The sequence below is a fragment of the Allorhizobium paknamense genome, assembly GCF_030815125.1.
GTDB lineage: Bacteria > Pseudomonadota > Alphaproteobacteria > Rhizobiales > Rhizobiaceae > Allorhizobium > Allorhizobium paknamense.
Window position 1 is genome coordinate 348,651 of sequence record NZ_JAUSWH010000002.1, and the last position, 20,340, is coordinate 368,990.

The following is a 20,340-nucleotide window of genomic DNA, read 5'->3' on the forward strand; positions in this document are numbered from 1 at the left end:
TTTGAAAGGGCTTCAAAATGGCTTTGAAAGACGAGAAAACTCCCTACGAGATCCTTGTGCGGTTTGGTGACGATGGGCAGCCGAAGGGTGCGCATGTATTGTATCGCCGCGTCGTCACGCTCGATGACGAGGTCCTCAAGGACGAAATCCTGGCGGCCCAGCCGCTCGACCTGGAAGGGTTTCCAACCAGCGCGATCATGACGGACGCGACGCGTGATGCTTTGGCGAAGGTGAGTAGCCAGGAGGCACAGATTGCGGCGTTGACCGAGCAACTGGCGACGGCCAATGCGACTATCCAAGAACTTGAGGCGGCTGCGGCAGCGCTCCAAGCGTAGCTTGGTAGCCTGGGTGCTGCAGAGCACCCAGAGGCAGGTTAAAAGTTAATTTTTACAAGGAAAAAATTATGATGGACCGTATCAACCGTGCTTCTATCCGTTGCGAGATTCGTACTCTTGCACAGCAGCCTCTATCTGATCGGCAGCGGCTCGAAGTGCTGGAGCGAGATTTCGAGCGGCTATTGATTCGATTTCTCGATATGGAACGGCGTCTGTTTCTGAAAGAACAACGTCTTCCCAATGGAAGATGTTCGTGAATGGAATTCCATCGGCCTCCATGTCGACAGTTACCATGAACGTCGCCTTAAAATGAGCATCTACTCCCGAACTTCCAGGGTTGTTGATAGTCAAGTTACCAGTTGTTTTAGAGCTTGGGGGCACGGCTGGCACCGCACCTACGAACACGATATTCCCGTTGTTTAGAGAAACTCCAGTTATCTTCGACATGATTCCCTCTCAGATTGTGCGGCCATCACTATCCAAAGTTTTTAAGAATGAGTCGAGTCTGGTTGCAGCCTGCCGCTTAATAGATAAATTGAGTTGTGGCCACTGAGTTCACTTTGAGTGGGTGGAAATGCCATCTGCTGCAAAACGACCGAGCTCAACATGTGGGAACAAAGGTGTAGGAAATGCCTCAATTGGAATGGGGCTGGCGGTCTTCCCCAAAAGTGATCTGGATGAAACGTAATGTCTGAAACTCTGTCTGATCAGCTTGTTATTGCCGAATACAATACACTCAGATCTGAAATTCTACTGCGGTTCCAATCTTGGTGTACCTGTGTGCAATTCGGGTTTACGACGCCAGCAGTAGGTATTTTTTTTCTGATGAAAGAGGAGGAGGTTTCATCTGTCGTCTGGCTTGCGCTCGCGTTTTTGATAATTGTGATCTGCTGTCTAGCCCATATTATGGAAGCTTCCATTCATGATATAGCCTGCCAAATTGCGGCAATTGAGCAACGATATCGGGCATCTGGAGTGCAGGGTTGGGAAACCCAGCAGGTGCAAAAAAGGCAGGTAAGGCAGGCTGGACTAGGATCGCTTCAGAAGGTTCTCGTCTACACATTCCCTTTGTTTTGCGCTGCGTATTGTCTGCATCGGATTGTTCTCCCGCTCTCTTGAGGGAATGAGCCGGGCTGTGGTGCTGTGGACGAAATTTCGTTGTGTGTTACTCCGCTTCATCGGCGAGCATTCTCGGGGACAATTAAAAGGTTTTTGCATTATGCCTCGGTTTCATCCGGGGCGTTTTTGTTGGAGGGCAAATGGAAGATCTAGATGCATCGCTGCGGCTTTCGTTGGCTCTGCTGCCTAAGCCGATGAAGAACCAATATGCGGGAAAGGGCGTGTCCAGGCGTAGAGAGACGAGCGCCGCAAGGATGCTGGCCGATCGCGTCGCCGAGCATCTGATGATTAATTGGCGTTTTCACTCGCCAGAGGGCGAAGTTACGAAAACCGAAGTCAGCGCCGCGATCTTAGAGGTGTTCCTTGCTGCTCCTGATGACATTGCCAAGACTTTCGCAAACAAGCTGCCGCCTCTGGCTGAACCCGGGCTCCTTCAAATTGCGGCAGATATTGGCGCGGTACTAAAAGTGAGGTGGCGGGCTGAATATTTTGTGCCGCGATATCTGGGCTTCAAATAGCGCCTCAAACGGCCTTCACGTACACTTTGAAGATATTTCAAAGGGGAGATTTCGAAGCCTTTTTGTCACGCTTGGAAAAATCGAATTTCCAATTTCTCGTGTCAAATTTCCAAAAACGCGCGACAAGCTACACTCGTGTCAAAATTCCAAAAGTTCGCGGCGAGCTACATTGGTGTCAAAATTCCGGAAGTTCGCGGCGAGCTACAACCGTATTTTGGCAAAATGGTGGGCCCGGAGGGACTCGAACCCCCAACCAAGCGGTTATGAGCCGCCGGCTCTAACCATTGAGCTACAGGCCCTTCTGGGTCATGCCAGGCCGGCTGCGTCAATGGTGGCGGGCCGGCGAGGTTCGTCTAGCGGAAAATCGGCGCCGGAACAAGTCTTTGCCGCATTGGGCCGTAAACTGATTTAGAGCATGTCCAGCAAAAGTGCGTTAGCGGTTTTGCGTCCGGACTGCGTAAAAACAAATAGATAGAGCATTTCAGGTGATCCCTTTTTCACCGGAAATGCTCTGGGGCTTTATTCGATCACAGGTAGTGACGGTCTGGCTGGGCGCTTTTGGGTGAGGCGGCGGCCGGATCGGTGTTTTAGCACAAGGGGCAATTCATGGTTCGATCCGGTAAAATCGCATTTGGCGCCATTCTTCTGGCGTGTTGGGGAGCGCTTCCGGCGCTTGCTCAGGAGGCCGGGCGGCAGCAGCCGGTCATTATGGTAACAGGCGAGGGGGAGGCCAGCATTGCGCCGGATATGGCTGTTTTGCAGCTCGGTGTCGTGAGCGAAGGCAAGACGGCGGCGGATGCGCTGGCGGCCAATAATCAAGCCATGGCCAAGGTATTGCAGGCGCTCAAGGCTGGGGGGCTGGCGGAGCGGGATGTGCAGACGGTGGGGTTTGATATTTCGCCGCGATACCGTCAGCCGGAAGAAGGGAAGGTAAAGCCGCAGGCGCCGTTGATCGATGGCTATACGGTTTCCAATGGTCTAACCGTGCGGGTGCGGGATTTGAGCAAGCTTGGCACGGTGATCGACGATTCGGTGAAGCTAGGAGTCAATCAGGGCGGGTCCGTAACCTTTACCAATGACAAGCCCGAAGAGGCGCTGACCGAAGCGCGTAAGGCCGCGATGCTGGATGCCATGGCTCGCGCGAAGACGCTGACGGAGGCTGCCGGTGTCAAGCTCGGTCCTATACTGTCGATCAGCGAAAACAGCGTCCGCCCGATGGAGCGCGCGATGATGCTGAAGGCATCTGCCCGGGACATGCCCGCACCTGCCGTGCCCATGGCAGCCGGCGAAAACAATTACCATGTTACCGTCAATGTGACCTTTGCCTTGGGCCAGTGAAGGGAAGTGCTGCCGGGTTGCAGTCCCTACGCATAAGGCGAAGTAAGGGTATTCTGAAACAGAAAAGCCGGAATGCATGTCGCATTCCGGCTTTCTGATTTCCCGATCCCGGCAGGCTTTTCAGCCTGTACCGTGAAAGATCAGAACTTGACGCCGACGCCGAGGTTGACGACGTTCTGCTTCAGCTTGGTGTCGATGCCGCTGAGGTCCTTGCTGCCGAAATCGTTGTAACGATATTCGCCGCGCACGAAGATGTTGTTGGTGACAGCGTAATCCACGCCTGCACCAATGGTCCAGCCATTGAAGGTCTTCTTGCCGTCGGCGCCGGAGTTTTCCAGGTAGCCGCGGGTTGCCGTCCAGCCGCCTGCGGCGAAGATCAGCGCGCGGTCGAAGGCGTAGCCAACGCGGCTGCGGGCAGAGCCGGACACATCGGTGCCGATGTCGATGCCGCTGAAGGTTCTCTTGTTCCAGTCGTAATTCAGGTCGCCTTCCAGGCCGAGAACGACATTGTGGCCGACATCGAAGTTCCAGCCAACGAAACCGCCAGCGCGGCCGCCGTTGAACTTTTCGTTTGCCGTCAGGCCGCCTGCGGAAAACTTGCCGTCAAGCCAGCCGTAACCGCCATGGATACCCACATAACCGCCGGACCAGCTGAATGCCGGTGCGACTTCAACAGCAGCCGGCGGAGCGGGCGTTTCGGAAACGGCGTCAGCAGCCATGACCTGAGTGGAAATGAAAAGGGCTGCAGCCGAAGCGAGCAGGCTTTTAATATGCATTGGTAAACCCCTGTGTTTGACCAGATCTGACTAAATTATTTTGAGCTGGTTGTCTGTGATCTGTTCGCAACAATCCCCGATTGATTTTTGCAAATCGAAAATGGTGGGGGTCTGGAGGGAAAACGGCATGAAAAACGCCCTCGGCTGGGGGCTGCCGAGGGCGCAATATCACGGGTTTATCCCGTTTTGAAGCGCTTGTTTCAAAGATATTGAAAAAGCCTTGGGGTTATCGATTAGAACTTCACGCCCACGCCGACATTGATCACGTGCTGGTCGAGGTCCGTGTTCACGCCGGAAATGGTCTTGCTGCCGAAATCGTTGTAGCGATATTCGCCGCGCACGAAGATCTTGTCGGTCACGGCGTAGTCCACACCGGCGCCGATGGTCCAGCCATTCAGGGTGGCCTTGTCGTCCACTGCGCCGCTGAAGCCGGCGCGCGTTGCCGTCCAGCCGCCTGCGGCGTAGATCAGGGTGCGGTCGAGCGCGTAACCGACGCGGCCACGGGCAGAACCGGAGAATTCGGAGCCGAAATCAACGCCGGAAACGAAGTTCTTCTTGTTCCAATCGTAGTTCACATCGCCTTCGAGGCCGAGAATCACGTTGTTGCCGACATCGAAGTTCCAGCCGCCGAAGCCACCGAAGCGGCCGCCATCAAAGGTTTCAGAGCCGCCGCCGGAGAAGTCGCCGTTCAGCCAGCTATAGCCGCCATGGATACCCGCATAGCCACCGGCCCAGCTGAAAGCGGGCGGGGCAGTGTCGGTAGCGACCGGCGGCGGTGCCGGCGGCTCGGAAACGGCATCGGCCGCAAAGGCGGTGGAAGACCAGAGCGCTGCCGCAGCAGCGGCTGAAGCCAGGATCAGTTTCGTCGTCATGTTGTACTCCATCTTACAACTGGGGGCGGGGTCGAAAGTGTTTCGGAGTTTCAAGGGAAGATCCGAAACGCTTTAGCTTTCTGGTTTTCCGCATATCCGGAGGAAGCCGGGCTTCCACGTCTTCCGGAATGCTTCAGGAGGTGACGACACAGGAGGCTTGTGTCCAAAAAATGGAGGAATTGCTGCTTTTTGAGGAAAGAATAGGCAAATCCGTTCATATCTTCGTGCCACCGGTGAAACATCTCGTGAACTGCGGGGAGTGGAAGAAGTTCCATGCCCGGTCGATTTACGGGCTAAAAAGCCTGTGGAAAGGTTCTTGTCCCCTCTTGGAGCGCGATGACGCCAACCTTTTAGAAACTCTTAACCGTGATAATGCCCTCGACTTTCAGGAGCAGGTTCGCGTGACGCGCGGGTTCATCGGGCCTCTCCTCACTTTTTGTCTTTATGCATTTTCCGATGGAAAGCTGAGATGCAGTTTTTCTGGAAATGCTCAAGGAGCATGAGATGGCGACGAAGGCACGCGGGGGCAGGGGCAAGCGGCGCAAATCATCCAAGGCATCCGGAGGCGGTCTTCTGCCGCTTCTGGGTGTCCTGGCCGTGGTGGTGGGCGGCATTTCTGCCTACGACCATCGCAAGCAATTGACGGAGCTGGCTGGCACCTGGCTGGATGCGGGGCACAAGTCCGAGGCGCGTCACGCAGAGGGAAGCACACGCAGCGACAGCCGCAGCAATGGTCCGGTTCCACCGGCGCCCATCCCGGCGCGCCCGCCGCGTCTGACAGCGGAACCCTTGCCGCCCGCCGCAACGCCGGTGCCTGTCGTGGCCACCCTGCCGCGCCAGCGTGATGCCGCGCCGCTGCCGCCTGCTACGGGATCGGATGTGGATCAACAGGTGGCTTCGCTGCGTGCCGGCATGGGAGAAAAGCAGCGCTTCACCGGCAAATTCTATTATTGCGGCACCAGCGGTCTCGATAATTGCGTGGTGGATGGGGATACCTTCTGGGTAAACAGGGTGAAGATCCGCATCGCCGATATCGATACGCCCGAAACCGAGCAGGCCAAGTGCAAGTCCGAGCGCGACCGGGGCTTTGCCGCCAAGATGCGGCTGCGGGAATTATTGAACCAGGGCAGTTTCGAACTCGGCTCCTTCGGCACCCGCGACGAGGATGATTACGGGCGCAAGCTGCGCGTCGTCACCCGCAATGGCCGCTCACTCGGCGCCATGCTGGTGGATGAAGGGCTGGCCCGGCCCTGGACCGGGCATCGCAAGCCCTGGTGCTGATCTTCGCAAATTTCTGAAAAAGAGACGTGGACCGTTTCCGGGGGGGGACGGAAACGATCCACGCCTTCGGCCTGGGAGGATCAGGCCGCTTTATATGTCCATCGGTCGGCCTTGGCGGCAGCCTCCAGGCGGAATTGGGCCACGAGATCGCGCAGGCGATGGGCTTCGCCCGCAAGCGCCGAACCTGCTGCGCTCGTTTGTTCGACCATGGCGGCATTCTGCTGGGTCACCTGATCCATCTGGTTGACGGCGCTGTTGACCTCGGCCAGCGCGGTTGCCTGCTCGCGGGAGGCAAGCGCAATGGCTTCCATATGCTGGTTCATGGTGACGATGTGCTGCTCGATGGTTTTCAGCGCCGCGCCGGTCTCGCGCACCAGGGTCACGCCGCCGCCCACTTCCTCGGTGGATTTGCGGATGAGTTCCTTGATTTCCTTGGCGGCGTTTGCCGAGCGCTGGGCAAGCTCGCGCACTTCCTGGGCAACGACGGCAAAACCCTTGCCCGCCTCTCCGGCGCGGGCTGCCTCCACACCGGCATTCAAAGCGAGAAGATTGGTCTGGAAGGCAATCTCGTCGATGACGCCGATGATGTTGGAAATCTGCGTGGCGGACCCTTCGATGCGCTCCATGGCGCTAACCGCCTGTGAGACCACCTGGCCGGAATGGCTGGCACTGGCATTGGCTTCCACCGCCACATGGCGGGCATCTTCCACGCGCTTGGCGGAGTTGGAGACATTGGCGGTGATCTGGTCGAGCGCTGCTGCGGTTTCTTCCAGCGAGGCCGCTTGCTGCTCGGTGCGTTTGGAAAGATCGTCCGCGCCCAGGCTGACCTCACGTGCGCCGCCATCAATGGCGCCGGTGGCATGCGCCACTGCGCTCAATGTCTGGCCAAGCTGTTCCACGGCGGCATTCAGGTCATGCCTCAGCCCCTCGAAATCCGGGGCGAAGGCATCTGTCAGGCGGAAGGCAAGATCGCCAGAGGCAAGGCGCTTCAATCCGTTGGCAAGGCCGGAGGTGGCTTCGTTCATGCGGGCCCGGGCTTCCGCTTCAGCCTTTGCCGCAAGTTCCGCCCGCTCTGCTTCCGCCCGCTGGCGGGTTTCCTCGGCCTCGGCTTCCAGGCGCTTGTTGGCAATGGCCGCCTCGCGGAAGACTTGCACGGCCTTGGCCATTTCACCGACTTCATCCTTGCGGCCAGCATGGGGGATGGCCGATTGGGTATCCCCGCCCGCGAGCTTGCGCATCGCCCCGTTGATGGCCTTGACCGGATGAACGACCGTGCGGTGGATGGCGAAAAGCGCGACAAGAACGATGAGAATGCTGACCGCTCCACCCGCGACATTCATGAAGCGGGCATCGGCCAGTGCCTGATCGCTTGCCGCATCGCGCGCCCGTAGCAATTGCAGTTCATCCTGTTTCATGTCTTCCACGGTGGAGCGGATGGCATCCATGAACACCTTGCCCGCATTGACATTGCTCGGATCAAGCGATTCTGCCCGACGGGCCGGATTGCGCACCAGCGCGATGCGCGGTTCCATGATCTTGCTGGTCCAGTCACGGGCATTCCGTTCGACCACGTCCAGACGGGCCTGCTGGGCAGGATTGTCCGCCGTCAGCGCGCGTAAGGCGGTCATCTGAGCGGAAAAGCTGGCGGCGCCTGCCTTTTGCGGTTCCAGATAGATGTCGTCTGCTGCCAGCGTGAAGCCGCGCAGGCCGGTTTCCTGGTCCACCATGGCCAGCATCAGCTTATCCAGAGCGCCGGTCACCTGATAGGTATGTGCCATCAAGCGATTGGCATCATCCTGATTTTCGAGCGATTGCCGGTTGCTGATCGCAACGCTGATGGAAAGCATCAGCAGGACGGCAAAGGCAAACATGATTTTGACAATGATTTTTTGGTTGTTAACGAATGTCATGGGTCTGTCCTGGCGGTTGCCACGACCGTGGGAGGGCGGTCCTGGGCGCAATTGAACGGGTTGATACGAAGGGTCATTGAAGATGACTCTTCGTATTCTCTTTTCGAATATCTCAAGCCTTTGATGCATTTGAGATATTCGAAATCTCTTCAAGGCGAGGATGCGTTAGCATCTTCGAGCCTTGGTATGATTGAGGCATTCAGGCCGCGATGAAGCCGCAACTGCATCCTGCATGACAGATTTGGTAGGATGAAACATCTTAACGGATGACAAATTTCTGTCGCAATTGAGCTAGTTTTATTTTCTTTTTGCGACGGAACTTCTTGGGATTTCTCGCGTTCGCGCGCGGTATTCCCGCGCCTTTGAAGATGTGGGCCGGGTCTGACGAGACGCGGCCCTGAGCCTTGAAAGCCGCGCCGATCACCTCTTTGCGAGGTCGCAAAAGCTTGCGGCTTTTGCCACTTTTCCGCCTTCTCCTCGACATCTGCCGGTAACACCATGCGCCTATGCTTCGGATCAAGACAGGGAGAAGCGTATCATGACCGAAACCAGACAGGACATGACCATTTCCGAGGTTCTGCGGGACCCGATCATTCGTCAGGTGTTGAGGGCGGATGGTGTATCTCTGAGTGCCTTTGCGCATCTCTTGGAAGATGCTGCGCGTCAGCGCCGCGCGGTGCTCGCCATGGCGGAACAGCAGATGCCGCAGCCTTACATGATCAATACGGCTGCATGTGCAGCCGTCAACCTTTGATCGACATCATCTACTGCATAATTCCTTAAATCGGAATCGATTTAAGGTGAAAATTATGCAGCAGATTAAAAGTGTTACAGCGACCTTTGTGCGTCATATTTGGTGCACGGCGCTGTAAAGGCTCGTGTTGTTTGCGGCATGGGCAGGGCTTGAAATGGTCCCGGTGACGATGTGTCACCGGGACAATCTGTATTATGTGGGAAAAAATCGCCGCTTATTTTTACGCATTTGCGGACGGAAAACCGGTTTCCACTTTTCCTGGAAATGCTCTAGCAAAGTTGTAAAGCTTTGCGAGCACAGGAGAGATTCGCATGCGCGCCTATCGCAGAATGATTGCCGTTTTGGGTCTGGTTTCCGCCAGCACCCCGGTTTTTGCCGCTGGCGTAGCGCAGCCGCAATTTGCGCAGGTGAACGGCACCTGTCTGAAGGTCAGCATCGGCACGCAGGACATGACCAAGGCCTGTAGCGGCATTCTTGGCAGAAGCCTGCATGCGGACGGGCGCACCGGCATCTATTTCTTCCTTGGCGAAAATCACATCGTCACCTTCAGCGGCACGCTGAGCACCGATCGCAAGCGCGACGCGCAGGAGGTGGACACCATCAAGGTGGACGAGATGTTGCTGAACGACGGTCGCAGCAAGGATCCGCAGCGTGTGGCCGCCAAGGGCCGCTGCACGACCTCGCGGCAGACGGAAACCACCTTCATTGTCTCCTGTTCCGGCAGCCTGCGGCAGGGCACGGCCTTTGCCGCAAGCTTCCAGATCGAGAAGAGTAAATAAGGCGGCAGCTAGAGCATTTCCAGGAAAAGTGTAGTCACGGTTTTCCGTCCGGAAATGCGTAAAACAAAAGCTTAGAGCACGTCCGGTGAACCCGTGTTCACCGGACGTGCTCTAGACCGCCTCTCTGCTCAAGGGCGAATGTCTACACACCCTAAACTGCCAGCGGCGTGGTCTGGATGACCCGGGTCAGGCTGCCCTCTGCCGGGAAAAGCGGGATGAGGCAGGCCTGTAGCGCGTGATAGATATCGCCCTTGCCCGGGAACAGCGTGTTGGCAGGGGTGAGATCCTCGGTCAGTTCCTCGTGCCAGCCGCCGAACTGTTTATCCAGGCTATGATTGCCAATGAAGTTCCAGATCCTGCGATAGCTTTCCTCATGGAAATCGCTGGGGCTCAACTGGTTGAGGAAGTGGGCAGCGGCGGCACCCTCGCACAGCGGCCACCAGAGCTTGAAGGTCTTTTCCGGGCGGTTTGCCCAATCCAGCGTGTAGTAGAAGCCGCCCTTGTCCTTGTCCCAACCAAGCGACATGGACTGGAAGAACAGCCCGCGCGCCGCCTCCGGCATCCAGTCATGCTGCCTGCCGGTCAGGATCCACAGTTGCAGGGTGAGGCGCGCCCATTCCAGCCAGTGGCCGGGCGTGGTGCCGGCAGGGCGGAACATTTCGTTGGGGTGGTAATAGCCGCGATCCACCGTCCATTCCTCGTCGAAATGCTCGGCCACGCGGAAACCTTCCTCCCGGGCGCGACGGTTGATGACGAGATCGGCAATGCGGGTTGCCTTGTCGAGATAATGCTGCTCTCCCGTGGCTTCGAAGGCGGCCATCAGGGCTTCGGTCAGGTGCATGTTGGAGTTCTGGCCGCGATAGCCGGGCACCGGCTGCCAGTCCTCTGAAAATTCCTCGGCAATCGCGCCGTGGCGCTCTTCCCAGAAACGCGTTTCCAGCACCTCGGTAATGTCTCCCAGCATGCGATCCGCCAGCGGATGGCCGACCGTCTTGGCCGAGGAGGCAGCCAGCAGCACGAAAGCGTGGCCATAGCCCTGCTTGGAGCCGTCCGCAGCGCCGTCGTCATTGGCCTGCCAGAAATAGCCGCCATGCTTTTCATCGCGATGGCGCCGCCACAGATAGGTCATGCCGTGGTCCACCACATCGGCGCTGCCGGGGCGTCCCAGAAGATCGCCAATGGCAAAGCAATGCACCATGCGGGCGCTGGCATGAATGCCGCGTGCCGGATTGTCGGTGGCGAGCGGCTTGCCATCGCGGGAAAGATCGTAAAACCCGCCCTTGGGATTGATGGCCGCCGTCTGGAAGAAATCGAAAAGGCCATCGGCCTGTGTGAGAAGCCAGCGGCGGTGATAGGGGCGCTCCACCCAGCTTTGCGGCAGGGGGCTGGCCTCGGGGGTATTGGACATGTCTTCCTCCAGTCTTTACGGTCGCGGAATCTATAGTGAGTAAATAATGGCCTGTCATGGTCTTGATTTCGAAGAACCCAAAGAGCCACATGTTGACATAAAGATATCTTTATGTGATTTGGGTTCATTGTCTGTTGGAAGGAGTACGCGCATGCTCGATTCACTGTTTGGCCGGGAGGGTGCAAAGCGGGATGGCGCGGAAATCCTGAAAGCCCTGCAAAAGGCGGCGCGCGAGCGCATTCTCATTCTCGATGGCGCCATGGGGACCGAGATCCAGCAGCTTGGACTGGAAGAGGATGATTTTCGCGGTGAACGCTTTATTGGCTGCGCCTGCCACCAGAAGGGCAATAACGACCTTCTGATCCTCACCCAGCCGGATGCGATCGAGGATATTCACTTCCGCTATGCCATGGCCGGGGCGGATATCATCGAAACCAACACCTTCTCCTCCACCCGCATCGCCCAGGCCGATTATGAGATGGAGGGCGCGGTCTATGACATGAACCGTCAGGGGGCAGAGGTGGTGCGCCGCGCCATTCTCCGCGCCGAGCGGGAAGATGGCAAGCGCCGCTTCGTGGCGGGCGCCATCGGACCGACCAACCGCACCGCCTCGATTTCGCCGGATGTCAACAATCCCGGTTTCCGCGCCGTCTCCTTCGATGATCTGCGCCTTGCCTATGGTGAGCAGATCGACGGCTTGATCGATGGCGGCGCCGATATCATCCTGATCGAAACCATCTTCGATACGCTGAACGCCAAGGCGGCGATCTTTGCCTGTGAAGAGCGCTTTGCTGCCAAGGGCATCCATCTGCCGCTGATGATTTCCGGCACGATCACCGATCTTTCCGGACGCACGCTGTCGGGCCAGACGCCGTCCGCCTTCTGGAATTCTGTGCGCCATGCGCGGCCCTTTACCATTGGCCTCAACTGCGCATTGGGCGCGGATGCCATGCGTCCGCATTTGCAGGAATTGTCCGGTGTCGCTGATACGTTCATTTCCGCTTACCCGAATGCCGGCCTGCCGAACGAGTTCGGCAGATATGACCAGACGCCGGAAATCATGGCGGAACTGGTGTCGAGCTTTGCCGATGAAGGCCTGGTCAATGTGGTGGGCGGCTGCTGCGGCTCGACGCCCGCCCATATCCAGGCCATTGCCGAAGCCGTGAAGGGCAAGACGCCGCGCCAGCCGCAGGAGCATCGCCCCTTCATGTCGCTGTCGGGGCTTGAGCCCTTCGTGCTGACCAAGGACATTCCCTTCGTCAATGTCGGCGAACGCACCAATGTCACCGGTTCCGCCAAGTTCCGCAAACTGATCACGGCGGGTGATTATACCTCGGCGCTGGCAGTTGCCCGCGATCAGGTGGAAAACGGTGCGCAGATCATCGACATCAACATGGATGAAGGCCTGATCGACAGCGAAAAGGCCATGGTCGAGTTCCTGAACCTCATCGCCGCCGAGCCGGATATTGCCCGCGTGCCGGTGATGATCGACTCCTCAAAATTCCCGATCATCGAGGCTGGCCTGAAATGCGTGCAGGGCAAAGCGGTGGTCAACTCCATCTCGCTGAAGGAAGGCGAAGAAAACTTCATTGCGCAAGCGCGGCTCATCCGCAATTACGGCGCCGCCGTCGTCGTCATGGCCTTTGACGAAACGGGACAGGCCGATACCTATGAGCGCAAGGTGGAAATCTGTTCCCGCGCCTACAAGCTTCTGACGGAAGAGGCGGGCTTTGCGCCGGAAGACATCATCTTCGACCCCAACATCTTCGCGGTGGCGACGGGCATCGAGGAGCATAATAACTACGGCGTGGATTTCATCGAGGCCACCCGCACCATCCGCCAGAAAATGCCGCTGGTGCATATTTCCGGCGGTGTGTCCAACCTGTCCTTCTCCTTCCGCGGCAATGAGCCGGTGCGCGAAGCCATGCATGCCGTGTTCCTCTATCACGCCATTCAGGCGGGCATGGACATGGGCATTGTCAATGCCGGTCAGCTGGCGGTCTATGAAAGCATCGATTCCGAGCTGCGCGAGGCTTGCGAAGACGTGGTGCTGAACCGCCGTACCGACGCCACCGAGCGGTTGCTGGAAATTGCCGAACGCTTCCGGGGCACGGGGGCCAAGGAAGCCAAGGGGCAGGATCTCGCCTGGCGCGAATGGCCGGTGGAAAAGCGGCTGGAACACGCGCTGGTCAATGGCATCACCGAATTTATCGAGGCCGATACGGAAGAGGCGCGGCAAAAGGCCGACCGTCCGCTGCATGTCATCGAAGGGCCGCTGATGGCCGGCATGAATGTGGTGGGTGACCTGTTCGGCGCGGGCAAGATGTTCCTGCCGCAGGTGGTGAAATCCGCCCGCGTGATGAAACAGGCCGTGGCCGTGCTGCTGCCTTACATGGAAGAGGAGAAGCGCCTGAGCGGCGGTGACCAGCGCCAGAGCGCCGGAAAGGTGCTGATGGCGACCGTCAAGGGCGATGTGCACGATATCGGCAAAAACATTGTCGGCGTGGTTCTGGCCTGCAACAATTACGAGATCATCGATCTCGGCGTCATGGTGCCAGCCACGAAGATTCTCGAGGTGGCGAAGGAAGAGAAGGTCGATGTCATTGGCCTTTCCGGCCTTATCACGCCTTCGCTGGATGAAATGGTGCATGTCGCTGCCGAAATGCAGCGCCAGGGCTTCAATGTGCCGCTGTTGATCGGGGGGGCCACCACCAGCCGCGTGCATACGGCGGTGAAGATCCATCCGCAATATCAGGCAGGGCAGGCGGTCTATGTCACCGATGCCAGCCGTGCGGTGGGGGTCGTCTCCGCGCTGCTTTCCGAAGAGGGCAGGGACGGCTACGTCGATGGCATTCGCGCCGAATATGCCAAGGTGGCGGAAGCGCATGCCCGCGCCGAGGCCGAAAAGCAGCGCCTGCCGCTGGCGCGTGCCCGTGAGAACGCCGTGAAGATCGACTGGAGCGGCTATAAGCCGGTCAAGCCCGGCTTTACCGGCATCAAGGTCTTCGAAGATTACGATCTCAAGGAACTGGCCGCTTACATCGACTGGACGCCCTTCTTCCATACCTGGGAGCTGAAGGGCCGCTATCCGGCGATTCTGGAGGACGAAAAGCAGGGCGAGGCGGCGCGGCAGCTTTATTCGGATGCGCAGGCCATGCTGGAAAAGATCATTGCGGAAAACTGGTTCCGCCCGCGCGCCGTCATCGGCTTCTGGCCTGCCAATGCCGTGGGGGATGATATTCGCCTGTTCACCGATGACAGCCGCGCGGAAGAGCTTGCCACCTTCTTCACGCTGCGCCAGCAGCTTTCCAAGCGCGATGGCCGCCCGAATGTGGCGCTTTCGGATTTCGTTGCCCCGAAGGAGAGCGGCGTGCAGGACTATGTCGGTGGTTTCGTCGTCACGGCGGGCATTGAGGAAGTGGCGATTGCCGAACGCTTCGAGCGCGCCAATGACGACTACTCTTCCATCATGGTCAAGGCCTTGGCCGACCGTTTTGCCGAAGCCTTTGCCGAGCGCATGCATGAGCGGGTGCGCAAGGAATTCTGGGGCTATGCCAAGGACGAGACGCTTTCCAATGAAGATCTGATCGGCGAGGGCTATGCAGGCATTCGCCCGGCGCCCGGCTATCCGGCCCAGCCCGACCATACGGAAAAGACCACGCTGTTCAGCCTGCTGAACGCCACCGAAACCACTGGCGTGACGCTGACGGAAAGCTATGCCATGTGGCCCGGCTCTTCGGTCTCCGGCCTCTATATCGGCCATCCGGAAAGCTATTATTTTGGCGTGGCCAAGGTAGAGCGTGATCAGGTGGAAGACTATGCCCGCCGCAAGGGCATGGATATTCGCGAGGTGGAGCGCTGGCTGGGGCCGGTGCTGAATTATGTGCCGAAGACTGCGGTGGATGAAGAGGCGGCTTGAGCCGCCTCGCTTTCTAATCTCAGCAGGCAGGCAAATTCGCGCCATGTCTTATCCGTAACCGATACCGGTTTCCGATAAAGTTTATAGTATATATATTATTTTATAATATTGTTTTATTAATATGTTGTCGATCTTTTCCTCCTATTTTCCCTTGGAGATTTGGAGGCATGAGGCTGAAGGATCTGTGTGGCGCTGTTCGCCACGCGGCTTGCCGAGCGCGCCGCCCTTTTGAACCGAATGCCTTCAGGGGACCATGACCGTCTCTCGGCGACAACTGACGAGACCTTGCCATGTCTTTTCTTCAGGACGCAAAAATAAGGACGAAGATTCTCTCTGTCCTCATCGCCATCTGCCTTGTTGGAATTACCGGCGTGCTATTGATGGCGCGCAATTACAAGAATGCCGATGACAGCTATTCCACTCTGATTTCCCAGAATGATGCGGCCAATATTGAAATTGCCCGCGCCAGCCAGCGCTTGATGGCGCTCAGCTATTCCGCCTATCAGATCCTTGCCTATGATTCAAAGGCTCCGGAAATGCCGCAACTGGCCAAGAACTATGAGGATAACAAGAAGGCGCTTCTGGAGCGGCTGAACAGGGTGAAAGCCCTGCGGCCCGACAAGGCTTCGGAAGCCGATAGTATCCTCAGCAAGGCGCAGACGATCACCGGATTTACAGATGCCGCTGTAAAGGCTGGCCTCATGGATGATAATCAGGCGGCATTGGCGTCGTTGAAGCAGGCCGATGTTATGATCGCTTCCGGCATGACGGATATTCGGCAATGGCTGGAGACCTCTATCCAGAACGTCAACAAGCAGAGCGATGATCTGTCCGCACAAACTGACAACACCATCTTCTACACCCTCACCACCCTGGGTGTTCTCTTTACCTTGGCCCTGATCGGCGCGCTGCTGATCGTCACGCGCGGTATCACCGGGCCGATCGAACATCTGCGTCAGCGGATGACAGCGCTTGCAGGAGGCGAGACTGCCGCGCCGGTGCCGGGCGCGGGCCGGAAGGATGAATTGGGCGATATGGCTGGGGCCGTTGCTGTGTTCCGCGACAATGCGCTGGAGCGCATTCGTCTGGAGCAGGAAGCCTCCGCCGCCCGCAGCCAGAGCGAGGCCGAGCGGGCGCGTGTGGCGGAACTGGAGCGCGTGCGCGCCGAGCAGATGGCCGAGGCCACGGAAGGGCTTGCCAAGGGCCTGAAGCATCTGGCCGATGGCGATCTGACCTTCCAGCTTCGCCAGTCCTTCGCCTCGGAATTCGAGGGTCTGCGGGAGGATTTCAACCGGGCTGTCGAACAGCTTCGCCAGGCCATGGGCTCCGTTGCGGAGGCCACCTCGTCCATCGATAGCGGCTCGCGCGAACTCAGCGCCAGCGCCAATGATCTCTCCAAGCGCACCGAACAGCAGGCTGCCTCGCTGGAAGAAACCGCAGCCGCGCTGGATCAGATCACCACCAATGTCTCGAACTCCTCCAAGCGTACCGAGGAAGCGCGGTCGGTGGCCATCGAGGCCAATCGCTCGGCCCGCCAGTCGGGCGAGGTGGTGGCGAATGCCGTCAATGCCATGCAGCGCATTGAGCAATCCTCTAACCAGATCTCCAACATCATCGGTGTGATCGACGAGATCGCCTTCCAGACCAACCTGCTGGCGCTGAATGCCGGTGTCGAAGCAGCGCGCGCCGGGGAGGCCGGTAAAGGCTTCGCAGTCGTGGCGCAGGAAGTGCGTGAACTTGCCCAGCGTTCGGCCCAGGCCGCGAAGGAGATCAAGGATCTCATCCGCAACTCTGCCGACGAGGTGGAAAATGGCGTGCAACTGGTCACGGCCACCGGCGATGCCCTGAAGGTCATCGAAGGTCACGTGGTAACGATCAACGCGCAGCTCGATGCCATCGCCACCTCCTCGAGAGAGCAGACGGTGGGCCTGTCGGAGGTCAATACCGCCGTCAACCAGATGGATCAGGTGACCCAGCAGAACGCCGCCATGGTAGAAGAGGCAACGGCGGCCAGCGCCTCGCTTGCCTCTGAAGCCGAAAAGCTGCGGCAACTGGTGGGCCGCTTCCAGCTCGGTTCCGCCGGGTCCTATTCTGCATCTGCCGGAATGGTCGCCGCAAAGCCTGCACCGGCCCAGGCCACGGACAGACCCGCGCCATCTCCGGCCCGCCGCATGGTCGGGCAGGTGGCAAAGGCCCTTGGCCTGAGCACGGCCACCAAGGCGGAGAGCTGGGAAGAATTTTGATCTCGGCCTTGCTTATCATCAGACAAAAAACGCCGGCCCGATGAAAATCGGGCCGGCGTTTGTTTTTGCGGAGCATAATCCGACCGGAGTGAAACGATGACGAATAAGATTATGCAGGAGAGCGCCGATCTGATTGAATCAGATCGGTGCTCTATGGGCTTTGCGTTTGAGCAGATCAGGCAACCCGGCTGTAGCTGCTGCGTCTTGCTCCTGAGCTCTGGCTGGCGGCGTCGGAACCCGGCTCCCGGATCGTCTGGCGGCGGTTGAGCTGGAAGCGACTGACCAGTTCGTCCAAAGTGTCCGATCCCGCAGCGAGTGCCAGACTGATGGCGTCGATGGTGGTTACCATGCTGGTGTTCTTCTGTGTCACCTGATCGAGCGAATTGACGGCAGCGTTGATTTCACCAAGGCTGGTCGATTGTTCCGCCGCAGCTGTGGCGATCGCCTCGATATTCTTGTCGATCTGCAACACGAAGCTTTCGATTTTGCTCAAGGCACTGCCGGTTTCGCCCACCAGCCGCACCCCTTCCTTCACCTCACTGGTGGAGTTGGCGATGAGGGCGGAAATTTCCCGCGCGGCCTTGGCAGAGCGTTGCGCCAGTTCTCGCACTTCCTGCGCCACCACGGCAAAGCCTTTGCCGCTTTCACCAGCGCGGGCGGCCTCGACACCGGCGTTGAGCGCCAGCAGATTGGTCTGGAAGGCAATTTCATCGATAACGCTGATGATATTGCTGATTTCCTTGGACGCTGTTTCGATGCGGCTCATGGCGGATACGGTGGTGTTGACGACCTGAACGGATTCGGTCGCTGCCTGACGGGCATCGCGTACCAGATTGCGGGTATCGCGACTGCGCGTGCTGGATTCCTTGACTGTAGCGGTGATTTCTTCCAGCGCTGCCGATGCTTCTTCCAGGGCAGCCGCCTGCTGTTCGGAGCGGGTGGCGAGGCTGGAGGAATTTTCCTGCATCTCGGCGCTTTTCTGCTTCAGTTCCGAGGTTTCGCGAGAGACTTCTGACAGTGTTTCCTGAATTTTGCCGATCGACGTGTTGAAGTCATGACGCAGCGATTCGAATTCCGGTACGAAAGGCGTGTCCAGCGTCATGCGGATATTGCATTGGGAAAGGCGTCCCAAAGCTGCGGCCAATTGCTGGATGGCACTGATACGGCCGCTGATGTCGACCGCGAATTTCACCACCTTGATCACTTTGCCGTTTTCATCGACGATGGGATTATAGGTGCCCTGGATGTGGATGGGAGCCCCATCTTTTTTCACCCGTTCGAACTCCCCGGAGTAAAATTCTCCCCGCGCCAACTGCGGCCAGAATTCCCGATAGGCCTCGGAATGCACGTATTCCGCTGTACAGAACAGGGAATGATGTTTGCCGACGAGCTCTTGAAGTTCGTATCCCAGCGCCTGGCAGAAGTTTTCATTGGCAAATAGAATCTCGCCGGTTGGCGTAAATTCGATCACGGCCTGAGAGCGGGTAAGCGCGGCCATCTTGCCGTTGCTGTCGAGAGCAATGCTTTTTGAAGCGGTGATGTCGGTGGCGATCTTCACCACCTTGACCGGTTTGCCGCCGGACATGACCGGATTGTAGGAAGCCTCGATCCAGATCGGCTCACCGGATTTGGTGACCCGCTTATACTGCGCCTGATCGAATTCGCCAGCGGCGAGTTTCTTCCAGAACCGGGCATAGGCCGGGCTCTTGACCTCTTCCGGATCGACAAAAATGCTGTGATGCTTGCCGATGATCTCTTCCCGCCGGTAGCCCAGCGCCTTGCAGAAGTTTTCATTGGCATCAAGGATGATGCCCTGAAGATCAAATTCAATGATGGCCTGGGAGCGATGAAAAGCTTCCAGTACGGCTTTCGCGCCGCCACGCCCGAAGGATAAAACGACCATGCGATATTCTCCCTGTATTTTTAGGGGAGAATATTCGTTTCTTCTTGTGAAAGGATTAATCTATTGATATACAAAGAAAAATAAATATATCTTTTTGTATACGTTCTCCCGCATGTCGTTCAATGCGGCAGAACCATCAGGTCGTCGCCTGCGAATGTCAGCGTCACCTTTTCTCCCACGGCGGGCGGTGCCTGGCCGGGATCGTTGAACATGTCGAAGGAAATCAGCTGGCCGCCAATATCCAGGCGGGTGCGGATCACTGAGCCGAGGAAGTGGCTCGACGCGACGGTTCCGGAGAGGTTGATCTCGCCCTTTGCGCCTTCCGCCATCGAGCCTGCTTCCGGCCGCAGCGCCACGGTGACCGTTTCACCGGCTGCTGCGGGCAATGGCTTGGCAAGCCGCACCTGCTGGTCGCCGAGCAGAATGGTGCCGGCGGAGGCATCGGCAACCTTGGCGTCGATGAGGTTCAAGGTGCCGACAAAGGAGGCGACGAAGCGGGTTTCGGGATGGTTGTAGATGTCGAAGGGCGTGCCGATCTGGTCGGCGCGGCCGGCATGCATGACGACGATGCGGTCGGAGATCGAAAGCGCCTCTTCCTGGTCATGGGTGACGAAAACCGTGGTGATGCCGAGCTGCATCTGGATCTGGCGGATTTCTTCGCGCAGCGAAACGCGGATCTTGGCATCCAGCGCTGAAAGCGGTTCATCCAGCAACAGCACCTGCGGCTTTGGCGCCAGCGCCCGCGCCAGCGCCACGCGCTGCTGCTGACCGCCGGAAAGCTGATAGGGATAGCGTGTCGCCAGATGCTCCAGATGAATGAGCTTCAGCATTTCCGTCACACGCTTTTCAATATCGGCCTTCGGCATTTTCGCGATCTTCAGGCCAAAGGCGACATTGTCGAACACGGTCATGTTGGGAAACAGCGCATAGGCCTGAAACACCATGCCGATATTGCGCTGGTTGGGCTTGAGCGACGTCTGGTCCTTGCCGGCAATGGTAATCGTGCCGGAAGAGGGGGTCTCGAAACCGGCGATCATCCGCAGAATGGTGGTCTTGCCGCAGCCGGAGGGGCCGAGAAAGGAAATGAATTCCCCTTTCTCGATCGACATGTTGAAATCATGCACGACCTGAACAGTGCCGAAGCTCTTTTGAATATGCGAAAGGGTCAGAAAGGACATGGGGCAA

At 58.1% G+C, this 20,340-nt stretch carries 17 protein-coding genes and 1 tRNA gene; 10 read left to right on the forward strand and 8 right to left on the reverse strand.

Features of this window, described 5'->3' with window-relative positions:
- The first annotated feature begins 17 nt into the window (after positions 1-17).
- Positions 18-335, forward strand: coding sequence for a hypothetical protein (locus tag QO005_RS05220; RefSeq protein ID WP_307156929.1), 318 nt, complete (start codon positions 18-20; stop codon positions 333-335).
- Between the two features lie 93 nt (positions 336-428).
- On the opposite strand, the gene QO005_RS05225 is transcribed toward QO005_RS05220, so the two are convergent.
- Positions 429-782, reverse strand: coding sequence for a hypothetical protein (locus tag QO005_RS05225; RefSeq protein WP_307156930.1), 354 nt, complete (start codon positions 780-782; stop codon positions 429-431).
- 240 nt (positions 783-1,022) lie between these two features.
- Between QO005_RS05225 and QO005_RS05230 the strand changes: the two genes are divergently transcribed.
- Together QO005_RS05230 and QO005_RS05235 are read left to right on the forward strand one after the other, a co-directional pair.
- The gene (locus tag QO005_RS05230) at positions 1,023-1,454 is read left to right on the forward strand and encodes a hypothetical protein (RefSeq protein WP_307156931.1); all 432 of its coding nucleotides are present in this window, start codon (positions 1,023-1,025) and stop codon (positions 1,452-1,454) included.
- Positions 1,455-1,594: 140 nt separating this feature from the next.
- Positions 1,595-1,972 (forward strand): hypothetical protein, encoded by a 378-nt coding sequence (locus QO005_RS05235; protein ID WP_307156932.1) that lies wholly within the window; start codon positions 1,595-1,597, stop codon positions 1,970-1,972.
- 223 nt (positions 1,973-2,195) lie between these two features.
- On the opposite strand, the gene QO005_RS05240 is transcribed toward QO005_RS05235, so the two are convergent.
- Positions 2,196-2,271 (reverse strand) — tRNA-Ile (locus QO005_RS05240).
- Between the two features lie 307 nt (positions 2,272-2,578).
- Between QO005_RS05240 and QO005_RS05245 the strand changes: the two genes are divergently transcribed.
- Entirely contained in the window at positions 2,579-3,310 is a 732-nt protein-coding gene (locus tag QO005_RS05245) for an SIMPL domain-containing protein (RefSeq protein WP_307156933.1), read from the forward strand.
- Between the two features lie 140 nt (positions 3,311-3,450).
- Here QO005_RS05245 and QO005_RS05250 read toward each other — a convergent pair whose 3' ends face one another.
- The gene (locus tag QO005_RS05250) at positions 3,451-4,080 is read right to left on the reverse strand and encodes an outer membrane protein (protein ID WP_307157077.1); all 630 of its coding nucleotides are present in this window, start codon (positions 4,078-4,080) and stop codon (positions 3,451-3,453) included.
- A gap of 239 nt (positions 4,081-4,319) precedes the next feature.
- The gene (locus QO005_RS05255; RefSeq protein ID WP_307156934.1) at positions 4,320-4,958 is read right to left on the reverse strand and encodes an outer membrane protein; all 639 of its coding nucleotides are present in this window, start codon (positions 4,956-4,958) and stop codon (positions 4,320-4,322) included.
- 170 nt (positions 4,959-5,128) lie between these two features.
- Between QO005_RS05255 and QO005_RS05260 the strand changes: the two genes are divergently transcribed.
- The gene (locus tag QO005_RS05260) at positions 5,129-5,461 is read left to right on the forward strand and encodes a hypothetical protein (RefSeq protein WP_307156935.1); all 333 of its coding nucleotides are present in this window, start codon (positions 5,129-5,131) and stop codon (positions 5,459-5,461) included.
- A 1-nt stretch (position 5,462) separates the two neighbouring features.
- Positions 5,463-6,239, forward strand: coding sequence for a thermonuclease family protein (locus QO005_RS05265; protein WP_307156936.1), 777 nt, complete (start codon positions 5,463-5,465; stop codon positions 6,237-6,239).
- Between the two features lie 80 nt (positions 6,240-6,319).
- Here the strand turns inward: QO005_RS05265 and QO005_RS05270 are convergent, their stop codons facing one another.
- The gene (locus QO005_RS05270) at positions 6,320-8,149 is read right to left on the reverse strand and encodes a methyl-accepting chemotaxis protein (RefSeq protein ID WP_307156937.1); all 1,830 of its coding nucleotides are present in this window, start codon (positions 8,147-8,149) and stop codon (positions 6,320-6,322) included.
- 538 nt (positions 8,150-8,687) lie between these two features.
- Between QO005_RS05270 and QO005_RS05275 the strand changes: the two genes are divergently transcribed.
- Both QO005_RS05275 and QO005_RS05280 read left to right on the forward strand, forming a co-directional pair.
- On the forward strand, positions 8,688-8,903 hold the full coding sequence (locus QO005_RS05275; protein WP_307156938.1) for a hypothetical protein: 216 nt from the start codon (positions 8,688-8,690) through the stop codon (positions 8,901-8,903).
- Between the two features lie 311 nt (positions 8,904-9,214).
- Complete coding sequence (locus QO005_RS05280; protein WP_307156939.1) at positions 9,215-9,682, forward strand: hypothetical protein; 468 nt, start codon at positions 9,215-9,217, stop codon at positions 9,680-9,682.
- Between the two features lie 151 nt (positions 9,683-9,833).
- Here the strand turns inward: QO005_RS05280 and QO005_RS05285 are convergent, their stop codons facing one another.
- A complete protein-coding gene (locus QO005_RS05285) occupies positions 9,834-11,090 on the reverse strand; it encodes an AGE family epimerase/isomerase (protein WP_307156940.1) in 1,257 nt (418 codons plus the stop codon).
- Between the two features lie 151 nt (positions 11,091-11,241).
- Here QO005_RS05285 and metH point away from each other — a divergent pair, with 151 nt between their 5' ends.
- Positions 11,242-15,009 (forward strand): methionine synthase, encoded by a 3,768-nt coding sequence (gene metH / locus QO005_RS05290; protein ID WP_307156941.1) that lies wholly within the window; start codon positions 11,242-11,244, stop codon positions 15,007-15,009.
- A gap of 290 nt (positions 15,010-15,299) precedes the next feature.
- Entirely contained in the window at positions 15,300-17,252 is a 1,953-nt protein-coding gene (locus QO005_RS05295; RefSeq protein WP_307156942.1) for a methyl-accepting chemotaxis protein, read from the forward strand.
- A 175-nt stretch (positions 17,253-17,427) separates the two neighbouring features.
- Here the strand turns inward: QO005_RS05295 and QO005_RS05300 are convergent, their stop codons facing one another.
- A complete protein-coding gene (locus tag QO005_RS05300; protein WP_307156943.1) occupies positions 17,428-19,155 on the reverse strand; it encodes a methyl-accepting chemotaxis protein in 1,728 nt (575 codons plus the stop codon).
- 119 nt (positions 19,156-19,274) lie between these two features.
- Positions 19,275-20,333: an ABC transporter ATP-binding protein gene (locus QO005_RS05305; RefSeq protein WP_307156944.1), complete on the reverse strand. Its 1,059-nt coding sequence runs from the start codon at positions 20,331-20,333 to the stop codon at positions 19,275-19,277.
- Between the last annotated feature and the right edge of the window lie 7 nt (positions 20,334-20,340).